Consider the following 13857-nt stretch of genomic DNA (forward strand, 5'->3'; position numbering starts at 1 on the left):
GTGGTTCACTTCCTGGTAGGTCTCGTGGCCCTTGCCGCACAGGGCGATCACATCGCCGGGCTGCGCGTGGTCCATCGCCCAGTGGATGGCCTCCACCCGGTCGCAGATCACCTGGTAGGGGGTGCCGCTGCCCTCCAGGCCCGGCAGGATGTCGGCGATGATGGCCTCCGGGTCCTCGGTCCGGGGGTTGTCGGAGGTCACCACCACAAAGTCCGCCAGCTCCGCCGCCACGCTGCCCATAATAGGCCGCTTGGTCCGGTCCCGGTCGCCGCCGCAGCCGAACAGGGCCACGGTGCGTCCCTTGGCAAAGCCCTTCACGGTGCGAAGAATATTCTCCAGACTATCCGGCGTGTGGGAGTAGTCGATCAGGACCGTGTAGTCCTTTCCCGGTGTGGGGACCACTTCCACCCGCCCCTTCACATGGGGAACTGCAGCCAGCACCCGGGCGCTCTTTTCCAGAGGAACGCCCAGAGCCAGAGCCGCACCCAGCACATCCAGCGTATTATATACCATAAACCCGCCGGGAATGCCAACTTTGATGGGCGTGCGGCTATCCTTTGTCACCGCATCGAAGGCGATGTGGTCCGCCGCAAGGGTGATATGCTCCGCCCGCAGGTCTGCCGCGGCGTGCTCTGCATAGAAGTACTGCCGACATGCGGCGTTTTGCAGCAGCCGCTCTGTCCAGGGATCGTCGGCGTTGCAGACGCCCACGTCGCAGTTCTGGAACAGGATGGCCTTGGCGTCGCAGTAGGCTTCCATGGTCTTGTGGAAATCCAGGTGGTCCTGGGTCAGGTTGGTGAAAATGCCCACCGCGTAGTGGATACCGTACACCCGATCCAGCGCCAGAGCGTGGGAGGATGCCTCCATCACCACATGGGTGCAGCCGGCGGAGCGCATCCGGGCAAACAGCTCTTGGAGCTCCAGGGACTCCGGCGTGGTGCGCTCAGTGGGCACCACCTCATCGCCGATCAGATCCTGGTTGGTGCCGATCAGGCCCACCTTGGCCCCCAGCTCCTGTTCCAGGATGGCCTTCAGCAGGTAGGTGGTGGTAGTCTTGCCGTTGGTGCCGGTGACGGCCACCATGGTCATGCTGTCCGCCGGATGGCCGTAGTAGTTGGCAGCCATCACCGCCAGGGCCCGGCGGGAGTTCTCCACCAGGACATAGGGCACGGAGCTGTCCTCCGGCGGTCGCTCACACACCACCGCGGCGGCTCCCGCCGCCACGGCCTTTCCGATATAGGCGTGGCCGTCGGTGGCAAAGCCGGTCATGGCCACGAAGACGTCCCCGGGTGCCGTGGTCCGGGAATCATAGCTGATACGGGTGATCTCCGTCTCCATGTCCGCGGTGGCGGACCGCAGGGAAAGCCCCGCCAGCAGCGTTTTTAAATGCATTGTATGCACACCCCTTTTGTTCAGTCTGGCAGCAGTTTGCCGTCCCTCATTATAAACAAGGGGATTTGCAAAGTATACGGAGGAAGGTGCCGAAAACCATGCAGAACCTGCTTTCTCAATCCAGGACGGAGTTGTCGCCGAATTGGACGGTCACCACCGTGCCCGCCGCCACCTCCGTGCCCGCGGGAAGGGACTGGGTGATGGCGTAGACGTTGCCGGAGCTGGCTGTGGTGGTGCCGGTGACCTTCATGATAAGTCCGGCGTTGGTGATGGCCTTGTTGGCCTCAGAGGCGCTCTTCCCCACCACATTGGGCACGGTGCAGGGGGTGTCCGGCTTCTCCTGCCCCAGGTAGAGGATGATGGAGGCATTTCCCGGCACGATGGCGCCGCCGGCGGGGGTCTGGTCGGTGACCGTGTCCCCGTCCCCCACAGTGCGGAAGGTGAAGCCCAGGTCAGCCAGCCGATCTTCAGCGGCCTCCCTGGTCTGTCCCACCACATTGGGAACCGTGGTGTCAGCGCCCACCAGCTCCTCAGCGGTGTAGTCCGGCTCAACGCCCAGCAGAGGCAGGATCTCGCTCATGATCTGGCTGGCCACCGGGGCCACCATGGTGCCGCCGAACACGGCGGTGCCGGTCGTGCGGCTGGGGGTGTCCATGGTCAGCAGCATGATGTACTGTGGGTCGTCCGCCGGGGCGAAGCACATAAAGGACACCACCACGTCCTTGGTGCCGGTTTTATCCGCAGTGCCGGTCTTGCCGCCGATGCGGTAGCCCGTCACCTGTCCGTTGCGGCCGCCGCCGTCGGACACCACCCACTCCAGGCACTCCCGCACCTTGGCGGAGGTCTCCTCACTGATGACCTGCCGCACCGCTGTGGTCTCGTGCTGACTGAGGATGTTGCCCTCGTCGTCCAGCACCTGTTCTACCAGATAGGGGGTATACAGATAGCCGCCGTTGATGGTGGCTGCCTGGGCCCGGATCAGCTCCAGGGGCGTGACGTTGAAGGTCTGTCCGAAGGAGTAGGCCGCCAGGGAAACCACGTTGGAGTTGAAGCTGTCCTCATTGGCAAAGATGCCTTCCGCCTCCGCAGGCAGGTCGATACCGGTGGTCTCCATGAGGCCGAAGGACTTCAGATAGCGGTAGTATGCCTCCGTGCCGATCTTCAGGCCCATGGTGACGAAGGCCGGGTTGCAGGAGTTGCCGGTAGCCACCTTCAGGGTCTGGGTGCCGTGGCCGGCCCGCTTGGAGCAGTTGATGGGCTTTCCCCAGCCCTCCACGTGGATGGAGCCGGTGCAGGTGAAGGTGGTGTTCATGTTCACCACGCCCTCCTCCAGGGCCGTGGCCAGCGTGATGGGCTTGAAGGTGGAGCCGGGCTCGTAGGTGTCCTGATAGCACTTGTTCCGCCACTGCTTGAACTGGATGGTGGCCCGGGCATTCGCCAGCGCCTGATTGTACGCCTCCTCCGTCTCGTAGGTGCTGCGGTTCTGCTGGATCTCCGCCAGAGCGGCATCCAATTCCGCCTGAAGCCCCTCAGTATAGATGGTGGAAAAGTCTCCCGGATCATAGTTGGGATAGGAGGCCATGGCCACAATGCCGCCGGTGTTCACGTCCATGACGATGCCGGTGCCGCCGTTGGCCGCGTCGTACTTATCCAGCATACTCTCCAGGCCCTTTTCCAGGGCGTACTGGACGTTGGTGTCCAGAGTCAGCACCAAGCTGCTGCCATTCTCCGCATCAAACATCTGCTCGCCGCCGCTGAACAACAACGGCGTGCCGTTTACGTTGGTAGGCGTGATGGTCAGTCCAGTGCTGCCGCTGAGCACGTCATCATAGGACGCCTCCAGCCCGTAGGCGCCCATATTGTTGGCATTGACGAACCCTATCACATTGCCTGCCAGAGAGCCGAAGGGATACAGCCGCTTGGTGTCCGGCGTCAGGGAGATGCCTTGGAGCCGGGTGGGCCGCCCGCCGGTAGAGATGAGAACGGTGTTGCCGTCCTCGTCCACCGTGGTAAGCTGGTTCCCCTCATCGTCGATCTCTCCGTTGATGAACCGGCGGACCTCGTCGGCCACGTCCTGGTCTACCTTCTTTTTGACCTCCCAGTATCGGTTGGCGGTGTTCTCCAGGTGCTCCAGGATGGTCTCCTCCTCCACATCCAGAATGCGGCTGAGGCCCCGGGCGATATACGCCTGGTCCAGCACCTCCGGCGCCGTGTAAGGCGCTCCCTTCTCGGCAGCCTCCTCGGCCGCATCCTGGATCTTCTGCTCCTGGGACTCTACAAAGTCCTGGACGCCACCGGGATCCAGCAAGACTGTCTCCGTGGAGTAGGAGATGGCCATGATCTCGCCGTTTTTGTCGTAGATCGTCCCCCGGGAGGCGCTGATGACCATGCTGTCGGTCTGCTGGCTCACCGCCTCGGCCTTCAGTTCGTCGTGCCGGTTGATCTGCAGATCGTACAGCTTCCAAAACAGCACTGTGAAGGAGGCCACACCCAACAGCAGCATGATGAGCATCGTCCTGCCCCGGATTACCTGGTTCGCCCGGCGGGCGGCATCGCTCTTTCTTCTGGGTCTGTCCGTCATGCCTGTTCTCCTTTCGGAACGCCGGGGCCGCTTCCCCCGTCCATACGCAATACCAAAGCAAGGAGTAAGAAGGCCCCCTTCTTACTCCCCACCGTTCGCTTCATTATAGTGCGGCCGTCACTCGAAATATTCCACCACGGCGTAGATCCCGTGGTTCAGCGAGGTCAGCAAACGGCTGAGCAGATTGGACTCCTCCTGCTGATAGACCACGGCACTGTCGCCCTCCGACAGATCGATGTAATAGATCTGGCTGCTGCTGGGCTTGCTCATGCCCGCCGCCTCCGCCACCTCTTTCACGGTGGCCAGGTCAAACATCTGCTCGTGCTGGGCGGTGAGTGTGACGTTCTCCGTCTGCAGCTCCTCCAGCTGGTTCTGGAGGGACACCACCTCGTCGGAGATGATCGTCAGCTGGATGTAGCCCATCAGCACCATCACTGCAAGGCCGATGGCCGCGCCCACGCCCAAAACGGAGAGGACGGACACCTTCTGCCGCTGGCGCACCTGCGCCTTGGAGAGACTCCGCACCCGGGGCTTCGCCTTGGGGACGGCCTCTACCGCCGTCTGGTGACGGGGAGCCTCTCCGGCGTGCCGAAGAGCGCGCTCCCGGACTTCCCGGTCCAGGTCGTACGCCAAGTCCCCATATACCGCGCTGCGGCTGTTGTACCGCAGTTCCCGCGCTGCTGCCAAAGAAGGTCCCTCCTTTTGCTCCGCCATACCGGCACGGAGCCGTTCTCACACACATTAACACCGGATGGTCCCGGTGTGGTCAAAGGTCAAAGCCGCACTTTTCCGCCACCCGCAGCTTGGCGCTGCGGGCCCTTGGATTCTCCTCCAGCTCCGCGCCGCCCGCCGTGACGGGCTTGCGGGTCACCAGCCGCACCTGGGGCTTTTTGCCGCACACGCACACCGGAAACTCCGGCGGGCAGACGCATCCCCGGGCCAGCTCCGCCAGCGTCCGCTTGACGATCCGGTCCTCCAGAGAGTGGAAGGTGATGACGGCCAGGCGACCGCCGGGGTTCAGCCCGTCCACCGCCGCCCGCAGCATGGGGGGCAGGGCATCCAGTTCACCGTTGACCGCGATCCGGATGGCCTGAAAGCTCCGCTTGGCCGGGTGCTGCTTCTCCCGCAGAGCCGCGGGGGGCATGGCGCCCTTGATGATCTCCACCAGCTCCAGGGTGGTCTTCACAGGCGCGGTCTCCCGCGCCCGGACGATGGCTCTCGCGATGGCGGGGGCGTACCGCTCCTCGCCGTATTCAAACAGGATGCGCCGCAGCTCCTCCTGGCTCCAGGTGTTCACGATGTCCGCGGCGCTCAGGGGGGCGGAGGTGTCCATCCGCATGTCCAGCGGGGCGTCCTGCATATAGGAGAAGCCCCGGGAGGCGTCGTCCAGCTGGGGAGAGGACACGCCCAGGTCAAAGAGCATCCCGTCGGCGCCGCTGACGCCGCACCGGGACAGGACCTCCTTCAATTCCGAAAAGTTGCTGTGGACCAGTGTCACCCGGTCCAGCCAGGGGGCCAGACGGTCCTGCGCCGCGTCGATGGCGGCCTGGTCCCGGTCGATGCAGATGAGCCGCCCGGTGGTCAGCCGTCTGGCGATCTCCCGAGAGTGGCCGGCTCGTCCCAGGGTTCCGTCCACATAGATCCCGTCGGGGCGGATGTTCAGCGCCTGGATGCAGGCGTCCAGCAGAACAGGCTTGTGCGTGTATTCCATCGGCACTCACCCGCGGCTGCGCCGGACACGGGCCAGGGCGTCCATGGCCGCGGCCATATCGTCGCTCTCCAGCATCCGCTGCTCCCGCTCCGTCCAGGTCTTCTCGTCCCAGATCTCGGCGAAGGAATTCAATCCCACGATGGTGGCGGTCTTTTTCAGTCCCGCGTGGGCCCGAAGGCTGGCAGGGATCAGCACCCGCCCCTGGGCGTCCGGCTCACACTGGACGGCGTTGGCGTACAGCAGCGTCAGCGCCCGGGCCTCTGTATAGGAGAGGTCGTCCATCTCCTCGGACATCTGGTCCCACTTGGCCTGAGGGTAAATGGTCAGGCAGTGCTCCGCGCCGATGGTAATGTAGAACGTGTCGCCCAGGGCCTCCCGCATGGCGGAGGGGATCACCAGACGGCCCTTGGAGTCGATGCTGTTGTTGGATTTTCCCAACAGCCTGGCCACGGTTGATCCCCCCTTTCCCGCGTTTTTTGGGTCTGGATGGGGTCTCTTTGGCACTTAGTCTCTACTTTTACCCACTTTTCCCCACCACATGCTCTGAGTATAAGCGAAATTGGCCGGGATTGCAAGCAGTTTTTTCCGGGAAAACCGCCGCTAAGAACGCCAAATTATGGCATTTTTCGGCCAAAATCGCCATTTTAAAACAGATGTTCGACATCTCTTCGACAAGTTTACGTAAAATAAAAAACACCCCATGACGCAAGAACTTGTGCCATGGGGTGCTTTTTTTCATTTTCTCCGCAACATCTAGAGTATTCCAAAAAAGTTTCGCCAAATCCTTTGGCGTTTTTCACAAATTTTTAAGATTACGGTTGACCTGCGGCATCACTCCTCGCCGCCATCCTCCTGGGGCGGGGTCCTGCCGTCCAGCTTGTCCCGCTGCTCCTGCATTTTGGCAGCGGAGGCACTGCGGAACCGCACCCGCTGCTGCTTCACCTCATCCAGCGCCATCTGCACCGCCTCCTCCGTGCGGGCCAGGGCGTCCTCGGCATACTCATTGGTCACCTGGTACAACTGGCGGCAGCGCTCCTCCGCCCGGGCCACCATCTGGCGGGCCTTCTCCTTGGCCGCATAGAGTACCTCGCTGTCGGACACCTTGGTCTTGGCATCCAGCTCCGCCTGACGCATCATCCGGTCCACGTCCCGCTTGGCATCCTCCACAAACTTGTCCCGGGCGGAGAGCAGCTCCTGGGCGCGCTTGATCTCCACCGGCAGCTGGGCCCGCAGCTCGTCCAGCAGATCCAGCAGCTCGTCCCGGTCCACCATGCTCATATTGGGTTTCAGGGCCGGGGACTTGGCGTCCTCGATCCGCTCGTACAGCATATCGATCAAACGGTTCACATCATTTGCCATGGGACTCATCCTTCCTTCTTTTCCGTCATCTCCCGCACCAGAGGCACGATGGACGCGGGCAAATAGTTTTCAAGCGGCTGGTGATAGCGGATCATCTCCCGAGCCATGGAGGAGCTGAAGTGCTGATATGCCGCGCTGGCAGGCAGCAGCAGCGTTTCCAGCTCCGGATGGATCCCCCGGTTGATGAGAGCCATCTGATATTCCACGTCAAAGTCCGTGGTGTTGCGCACGCCCCGGACGATGGCGGAGGCATGGTGCCGCACCGCGAAATCCGCCAGCAGGCCCGGCCACAGCTCCGCCTCCACATTGGGCAGGTCCGCCACCGCCGTCCGCACCAGCTGGAGCTTCTGCTCCGGTGTGAACATCTGGTTTCGCTTTTCAGCGTTGGGGCTGACACAGACACAGACCCGGTCAAAGCAGGCAGCCGCCCGCCGGATGATATCCAAATGCCCCAGGGTGATGGGGTCGAAAGAGCCGGAGCAAATCGCTGTTCTCATGGGGGTCATTCCTCGTTTTCTCGGTCTCCGCCCCGGCGGATCAGCGTCAGGGCGATCCTGCCGTAACGGTAGGTGCGGCGCACCCGGTAGGGCGCCGCAGGCGCCGGAAGGCTCCGGTCCGCCGGGTGTTCTGCCACAATTATACCATGGGGATTGAGAATGTCAAACGCTGTCAGATGGGCGACGGCGGGCTCCAGCAGCCCCACCTCATAGGGAGGGTCCAGAAACACGATGTCAAACCGCTCCCGCAGTGACCGCAGAAACTCCATGGAGTCCCCCGCCACTACCCGGGCCCGGTCCTGGAGCTCCGTCAGCTTCAAATTCTCCCGAATCAGCTTCACGGCGTCGGCCCGCCGGTCCACGAACACGGCAGAGGCGGCACCCCGGCTGAGGCACTCGATGCCCAGCTGGCCGGTTCCGGCGAACAGGTCCAGCACCCGGCGCCCCTCGATGTCGAACTGCAGGGCGCTGAAGAGCCCCTCCTTCACCCGGTCGGTGGTGGGGCGGGTCTCCGTCCCTTCCAGCTCCTTCAGCCGGCGGCCGCGGGCAGTGCCGGTAATCACACGCATGGTTTTTCCTCCTCTCGGTGCCTCCGGCTCTCGCGGGCGCCGGAGATCAGGTACAGGATCAGCCCCGTCCAGACGAAGCCGAACAAAATGGCGTGGGTGGCGGTGAATGCCTCTCCATACAGCGCCACGGACAGCAGCAGCTGCATGGTGGGGTTGATATACATCAGAATGCCGGAGAGGGTCATTGGCGTGGTCTTCATGCCGGCGGCGAAGAACATCAGCGGCACAGTGGTCACCACGCCGGACACCGGCAGCAGCAGCCACTGCCAACCAGAGAGGACCCCGGCGGCGCCGGTGCCGTGGGCCTCCATCCAGAAGATCAGCACCAGGGCAAAGGGCGCCAGGGTCAGCGTCTCCACAAAGGTGGAGACCGCCGCGTCGGAACGGACCTGCTTCTTCAGCGCCCCGTAAACAGCAAAGCTGCCGCCGATCACCAGGGCGATCCAGGGAATCTGCCGGTAGCGAATGACAGTGATTACCAGTCCCGCGAAGGTCACCGCCACCGCCAGCCACTGGAGCTTTGTCAGCCGCTCTCGGAACAGGACCGTCCCCAACAGGATCGCCAGGATGGGATTCATATAGTAGGCGAGGCTGGAGTCGATCATGTGCCCGTTGGCCACCGCCCAGATGTAGACGCCCCAGTTGACGCAGACCACGCAGCCCGCAGCGGCCAGCAGCCCCCACTCCCTCCGGTCCCGGAACGCGGCCCGCACACCGGCCAGCCGGTCCCGCCGCAGCAGCAGGATGCCTCCGGTGAGCACCATGGACCACACGATGCGGCTGGCCAGCACATACAGGGAATCCACCTGGGCCAGCAGCTTCCAGAAGATGGGCAGCAGGCCCCAGATGACATAGCAGGTCAGCACATACAGCGGGCCCTTGTTTTTCATTGGGTCGCTCTCCTTTCCCCTCCAGCCTTCACCTCTGTGGCCTTCAGTTTCTGAAAAATCCCGTGATTTGTCTATTTTACGGCAAGCCGCGGAAGATTTCAATAGCTTTCCGCGCCGGAGCCGGGTCTTTTTTAGACTTGTACTTTCACGGGGAATCGTATATAATAAGGTTCTCAAAGTACAGGCTGTGGACAGCCGCTGTCCAGAGCAGGCGGCCCGCCGCCCTTCGTGCCAAACTCCTGGGAAAGAAAGGACGTTCTCATGATTCAATTCAAGTCTGACCACGGCGATATCACCGTCAGCAGCGCCGTCTTCTCCAACATCACCGGCATGGCGGCCACCAACTGCTTCGGCGTCAAGGGCATGGCCTACCGCTCCATGACGGACGGCCTGGTGCATCTGTTGCGCCGGGAGGCCATGAGCAAGGGCGTCAGCATCACTTATCACGACGACAACTCCATCTCCATCGAGCTCCACATCATCGTGGAAAACGGCGTCAATCTCCCCGCGGTCTGCCGCTCCATCATGAATGAAGTGCGCTATGTCGTCACCCGGAACACCGGCGTCACCGTCAAGGACGTGGACGTGTGCGTGGATTCCATGACCCTGTGAGGGAGGAACGAGACAGATGAACGAACAAATCACCGGCGCACTGTTCAAGCGGATGGTGCTCCACGGCGCAGCCGTCATCACGGCCCAGAAGCAGGCCATCAACGACCTGAACGTCTTTCCCGTGCCCGACGGCGACACGGGCACCAATATGTCCATGACCATCGGCACCGCCGTGACGGAGCTGCGCAAGAGCGAGCCCGCCACTGTGGAGCAGGCGGCCTCCGTCACTGCCTCCGCCCTGCTGCGGGGGGCCCGCGGCAATTCCGGCGTCATTCTCTCCCTGCTGTTCCGAGGCCTGTCCAAGGCCCTGAAGGGCCGGGAGACTGCGGACGCCGCCGCTTTCGCCGCCGCCATGCAGGAGGGTGTCTCCGCCGCCTACAAGGCGGTGATGAAGCCCGCCGAGGGCACGGTACTCACCGTCTCCCGTCTTGCCGCCAAGCAGGCGGTGGACACAGCCGCCGCCGGAGAGACGGACCTGGAGCGGGTCCTGGAGGACGCCATCCGGGTGGGCTATGCCGCCCTGGCCCAGACCACGGAGATGAACCCGGTGCTGAAAAAGGCCGGCGTGGTGGACGCCGGCGGCAAGGGCTATCTCCTGATCCTGGACGGCATGCTGGCGGAACTGCGGGGCGAGCCCATGCCCGAGACGGAGGCTGGCGAGTCCAGAGAGGAGAAGGCAGACTTCGCCACCATGGCGGCGGAGGACATCACCTTCGCCTTCGACACGGTATTCATCGTCCGCAAGGCCATGGCCGATATCTCGCTGGAGCCGCTGCGGACATATCTCAACAGCATCGGTGACAGTCTGGTGATCGGCGAGGACGATGAGGCCTTTAAGGTCCACGTCCACACCAACATCCCCGGCAACGCCCTGAACGAGGCCCAGAAGTACGGCACTCTGGAGCTGGCCAAGATCGAGAACATGCGGACCCAGGCGGACGACCTGGCCGCGGGCAAACACGTCCAGAGCACCGATGACCTGGACGCGGTGGAGGCGGAGCTGGAGTCCGTCCCCGCGGAAGAAACGCCCGCCGTGGCGGCGCCGGAGAAGCCCTACGGCTTTCTGGCGGTGTGCGCCGGGGACGGCCTGGCCGCCGTGTTCCGGGACCTGGGGGCCGACGGTGTGGTGTCCGGTGGGCAGACCATGAACCCCTCCACCGAGAGTATTCTGGAGGGCGTGAACAAGATCCCGGCGGAGACGGTGTTCGTCCTGCCCAACAACGGCAACATTATTATGGCAGCCCAGCAGTGTGCCGCCCTGACGGAGAAGCAGGTGGTGGTGATCCCCACCAAGACCGTGCCCCAGGGCATCACCGCCATGATGAACGTGGATTTCGACGCGCCGGATGCCCAGACCATTACTGACGCCATGACGGGAAGCCTCAGCTCCGTCACCACGGCCCAGATCACATACGCCGCCCGGGACTCCGACTTCGACGGCTTCGCCATCAAGGAGGGCGATTATCTGGCCCTGGAGGAAGGCAAGCTCTTCGACACGGACGGTTCCCTTGACACGCTGCTCCACAAGCTGGCGGAGGACGCCGCCGGGCGGGAGGCCTCCTTCATCTCCCTGTACTTCGGCGAGGATGTGCAGGAGGCGGACGCTCAGAAGGCCGGGGCCCTGTTTGAAGAGGTGTGTCCCGGTGCGGAGGTGGCGGTCCTCTCCGGCGGACAGCCTGTGTACTATTATATTATCAGCATGGAATAAAGCATCAGGAGGTGTTTCTGTTTCTTTCAAGCAGAGACACCTCTTGCTTTTTGAAAAGGAGGCGCCCTATGAAGACCTGGAAGCTCCTGCTGCTGGCCCTGGTGCCCGGCCTGTGGGGCTGGCTGTGCAACTGGCTCACCGCCGTGTCCCTGAACGGCCCTGCCTTCCTGTTTACGCTGGCATTTTATATCCAGGTGCCTGCAGCCATCGTGTTCTGCCTCTGGCTGGGGCATCTGTGCGGCCGCTCCGAAAGGAGCTACCCCGCCTGCCTGCTGCTGACCCAGTGGCCCAGCCTGGTGAGCTTTGCCCTGTACGTGTGGCAGTTCCACTTTGTCTCCAGTGAGGCCCGGAGCTTCCTGCTGGCGGGGCTGGGGCAGTACCCCGGCCTCCCGCTGTTTTCCCTGGCCTGCCGGCTGGTGATCCCCTTTTCCAATCACAGCTGGGGGCCGCCGGAAACCTTGGCGGCCAATGCGCTCTCCCTGCTGATGCTGGCGGTGCTGTTCTCCCTGGGCTTCCTATGGGGCCGGCGGAGGCGGTGACCCGGCCCCCTCTCCTGAAAAATACCCCAGCCCGGGCCGTCAGGCCCGGGCTGGTTCTTTAATGCCTGTACCAGATCAGCATACTGAGTTGAGTCTCCTCCGTCCCCGGGTTCCGGTAGCGGTGGGGCTGGTCCGCCGGGAAGCGCAGGGAGTCGCCGGTCCGGAGCCGGTAGGTCTCCCCCGGCAGGCCGATCTCCGCCTCCCCGGCGAAGACGGTCACATACTCCTCCGTCCCCGGCAGATGGGGCTGGGCCTCCAGTGCGCCGCCGGGGAGCATCACGATCCGATAGGTCTCGAACCCCCGCTCCCCGTCAAAGGGGAAGGCCGGGCAGTTCCGGTACCTCCCCCCATCCTCCTCCAGAATCGGCGCGTCATCGCCCCGCAGCAGCACCGGCCGCTCCCGGGCCGGCTCCACCAGCGAGGTGAAAGACACCTTGTAACCGTTGGCGATCTTCCACACCATGGAGATGGTGGGGTTCACGTCCCCCTTCTCGATCTGGGCCAGCATACTGCGGGACACCCCCGTCAGACGGGCGGCCTCGTCCAGCGTCAGCCGCTTCTCCTCCCGGAGCCGCCGGGCGTTCTCCGACACCACTGCGTTGATCTCCAAACGTTTCTCCCCTCTCTATCGACAAGATATTAGATGAATCATATAATATACAGGAAATCCAGTATCTTGAAAAAATTCCATTGGATATTGTACTGCACCCGGAAACGGTCCGTCAAGAGCGGTGCGGTAGTTTCCCGGCGCGGCACCAAAAGGAGGAGTCGTATGCGCAGACTGAGAGCCGCCGCACTTTCCGAGGTGGAGCTGGCTATGGACATCATCAACCAGGCCAAGGCCCACCTGCGGGCACAGGGGATCGACCAGTGGCAGACGGGCTATCCGGACCGGGACTGCCTGGAACGGGACGTCCGAACGGGAAAAGGGTATTTTCTGGAGGAGGACGGCATCCCTCTAGGCTACCTCTGCGTCGATTTCGACGGAGAACCGGCCTACGACCATCTGAACGGCACCTGGGCCCGGGAGGAGCCCTATGTAGTGGTACACCGCCTGGCCCTATCCGACGCGGCCCGGGGCCGGGGCGCCGCCGGTACGGCCTTCCAGCTGGTGGAGGACCTGTGCCGGGATCGGGGGGTCCGGGAATTTCGGGTGGACACAGACGCGGGAAATCATAAAATGCAGCATATCCTGGCCAAGCAGGGGTTTCAGTACCGGGGCACCATCCGGTTCGACAACAGTGAGAAAATCGCCTATGAAAAGCTCCTCTGACCGCCCTCCCCCGCTGAATCAGGAACAGCCGGCCCCCACCAGGGCCGGCTGTTCTCAGTTTTCCATACAGGGTTACAGGGCCGCCATCTGGGCCGCCACGCTCTCCTCGCAGCTCCGCTGAGCCTGGAGGGTTTTTTCCATCAGCTCTTCCAGCGTCCACCCCAGCCGCTCGGCCCCGGTCTTGATGACGTCCCGGGAGCAGCCGGCGGCGAACTTCTTGTCCTTGAACTTCTTCTTCAGGGAGCTGACCTCCATGTCCTGGCAGCTCTTGCTGGGGCGCATCAGCGCCGCCGCGCCGATGAGGCCCGTCAGCTCGTCCGCGGCAAAGAGGACCTTCTCCATCTCCTCCGTGGGCTCCACGTCAGAGCACAGGCCGTATCCGTGGCTGCATACGGCGTGAATGAACTCGTCGCTGCAGCCGATCTCCGCCAGCAGCTCCGGAGCCTTTTTGCAGTGCGCCTCCGGCCACTTCTCAAAGTCCACATCGTGGAGCAGGCCCACGGCGGCCCAGAAATCCGCGTCCTCGCCGTAACCCAGCTCCTGAGCGTACCAGCGCATGACGCCCTCCACCGTCAGGCCGTGCTGGATATGGAAGGGCTCGGCATTGTACTTGCGCAGCAGCGCCAGGGCCGCGCTTCTCTCGGGACATGCTTTCATCTTTGATCGCTCTCCTTTTGTAAAATCAGACCGGGGCAGCATCCCGGGGATCCGGGTCGCCCTCCAGGG

The 13857-nt window shown here is 63.2% G+C and carries 15 protein-coding genes; 4 read left to right on the top strand and 11 right to left on the bottom strand.

The genetic code is table 11. The features are described 5' to 3' along the window. From QVE23_RS04715 to rarD, 9 genes are all read right to left on the bottom strand, one after another. The coding region (locus QVE23_RS04715) for a UDP-N-acetylmuramoyl-L-alanyl-D-glutamate--2,6-diaminopimelate ligase (protein WP_287967668.1) at positions 1-1392 on the bottom strand (1392 nt) is incomplete at its 3' end. A gap of 115 nt (positions 1393-1507) precedes the next feature. Next, the gene (locus QVE23_RS04720) at positions 1508-3973 is read right to left on the bottom strand and encodes a penicillin-binding transpeptidase domain-containing protein (RefSeq protein WP_273481778.1); all 2466 of its coding nucleotides are present in this window, start codon (positions 3971-3973) and stop codon (positions 1508-1510) included. A gap of 117 nt (positions 3974-4090) precedes the next feature. Next, the gene (locus tag QVE23_RS04725) at positions 4091-4660 is read right to left on the bottom strand and encodes a hypothetical protein (protein WP_025544668.1); all 570 of its coding nucleotides are present in this window, start codon (positions 4658-4660) and stop codon (positions 4091-4093) included. A 79-nt stretch (positions 4661-4739) separates the two neighbouring features. Next, entirely contained in the window at positions 4740-5684 is a 945-nt protein-coding gene (rsmH, locus tag QVE23_RS04730) for a 16S rRNA (cytosine(1402)-N(4))-methyltransferase RsmH (RefSeq protein WP_287967669.1), read from the bottom strand. 6 nt (positions 5685-5690) lie between these two features. Further along, entirely contained in the window at positions 5691-6134 is a 444-nt protein-coding gene (gene mraZ, locus QVE23_RS04735) for a division/cell wall cluster transcriptional repressor MraZ (RefSeq protein ID WP_021750860.1), read from the bottom strand. Positions 6135-6515: 381 nt separating this feature from the next. After that, positions 6516-7043: a hypothetical protein gene (locus QVE23_RS04740; RefSeq protein WP_025544664.1), complete on the bottom strand. Its 528-nt coding sequence runs from the start codon at positions 7041-7043 to the stop codon at positions 6516-6518. Positions 7044-7048: 5 nt separating this feature from the next. Then, the gene (coaD, locus tag QVE23_RS04745; protein WP_025544663.1) at positions 7049-7540 is read right to left on the bottom strand and encodes a pantetheine-phosphate adenylyltransferase; all 492 of its coding nucleotides are present in this window, start codon (positions 7538-7540) and stop codon (positions 7049-7051) included. 5 nt (positions 7541-7545) lie between these two features. Next, entirely contained in the window at positions 7546-8109 is a 564-nt protein-coding gene (gene rsmD, locus QVE23_RS04750) for a 16S rRNA (guanine(966)-N(2))-methyltransferase RsmD (RefSeq protein ID WP_287966669.1), read from the bottom strand. Continuing rightward, complete coding sequence (gene rarD / locus QVE23_RS04755) at positions 8100-8999, bottom strand: EamA family transporter RarD (RefSeq protein ID WP_021750865.1); 900 nt, start codon at positions 8997-8999, stop codon at positions 8100-8102. The genes rsmD and rarD overlap by 10 nt, the downstream gene beginning before the upstream one ends. A gap of 261 nt (positions 9000-9260) precedes the next feature. Here rarD and QVE23_RS04760 point away from each other — a divergent pair, with 261 nt between their 5' ends. The 3 genes from QVE23_RS04760 to QVE23_RS04770 all read left to right on the top strand — a co-directional run bounded on the left by QVE23_RS04760 (position 9261) and on the right by QVE23_RS04770 (position 11858). Further along, positions 9261-9611 carry an Asp23/Gls24 family envelope stress response protein gene (locus tag QVE23_RS04760; RefSeq protein WP_021750866.1) on the top strand — a complete coding sequence of 117 codons (351 nt, stop codon included), beginning with the start codon at positions 9261-9263 and terminating at the stop codon, positions 9609-9611. Between the two features lie 16 nt (positions 9612-9627). Further along, positions 9628-11319 (top strand): DAK2 domain-containing protein, encoded by a 1692-nt coding sequence (locus tag QVE23_RS04765; protein WP_287967670.1) that lies wholly within the window; start codon positions 9628-9630, stop codon positions 11317-11319. Positions 11320-11387: 68 nt separating this feature from the next. Then, positions 11388-11858, top strand: coding sequence for a hypothetical protein (locus QVE23_RS04770; protein WP_021750868.1), 471 nt, complete (start codon positions 11388-11390; stop codon positions 11856-11858). 58 nt (positions 11859-11916) lie between these two features. Here QVE23_RS04770 and QVE23_RS04775 read toward each other — a convergent pair whose 3' ends face one another. Beyond that, complete coding sequence (locus QVE23_RS04775) at positions 11917-12468, bottom strand: helix-turn-helix domain-containing protein (protein ID WP_119311566.1); 552 nt, start codon at positions 12466-12468, stop codon at positions 11917-11919. 162 nt (positions 12469-12630) lie between these two features. Here QVE23_RS04775 and QVE23_RS04780 point away from each other — a divergent pair, with 162 nt between their 5' ends. Next, positions 12631-13131: a GNAT family N-acetyltransferase gene (locus QVE23_RS04780; RefSeq protein WP_287967671.1), complete on the top strand. Its 501-nt coding sequence runs from the start codon at positions 12631-12633 to the stop codon at positions 13129-13131. A 72-nt stretch (positions 13132-13203) separates the two neighbouring features. On the opposite strand, the gene QVE23_RS04785 is transcribed toward QVE23_RS04780, so the two are convergent. Beyond that, positions 13204-13788, bottom strand: a complete 585-nt coding sequence (locus QVE23_RS04785; protein ID WP_136891002.1) for a hydrolase — start codon at positions 13786-13788, stop codon at positions 13204-13206. Positions 13789-13857: the final 69 nt, after the last annotated feature.

The sequence above is a fragment of the Oscillibacter sp. KLE 1728 genome, assembly GCF_934833455.1.
In the GTDB taxonomy this organism is placed as follows: Bacteria; Bacillota; Clostridia; order Oscillospirales; family Oscillospiraceae; genus Oscillibacter; species Oscillibacter welbionis.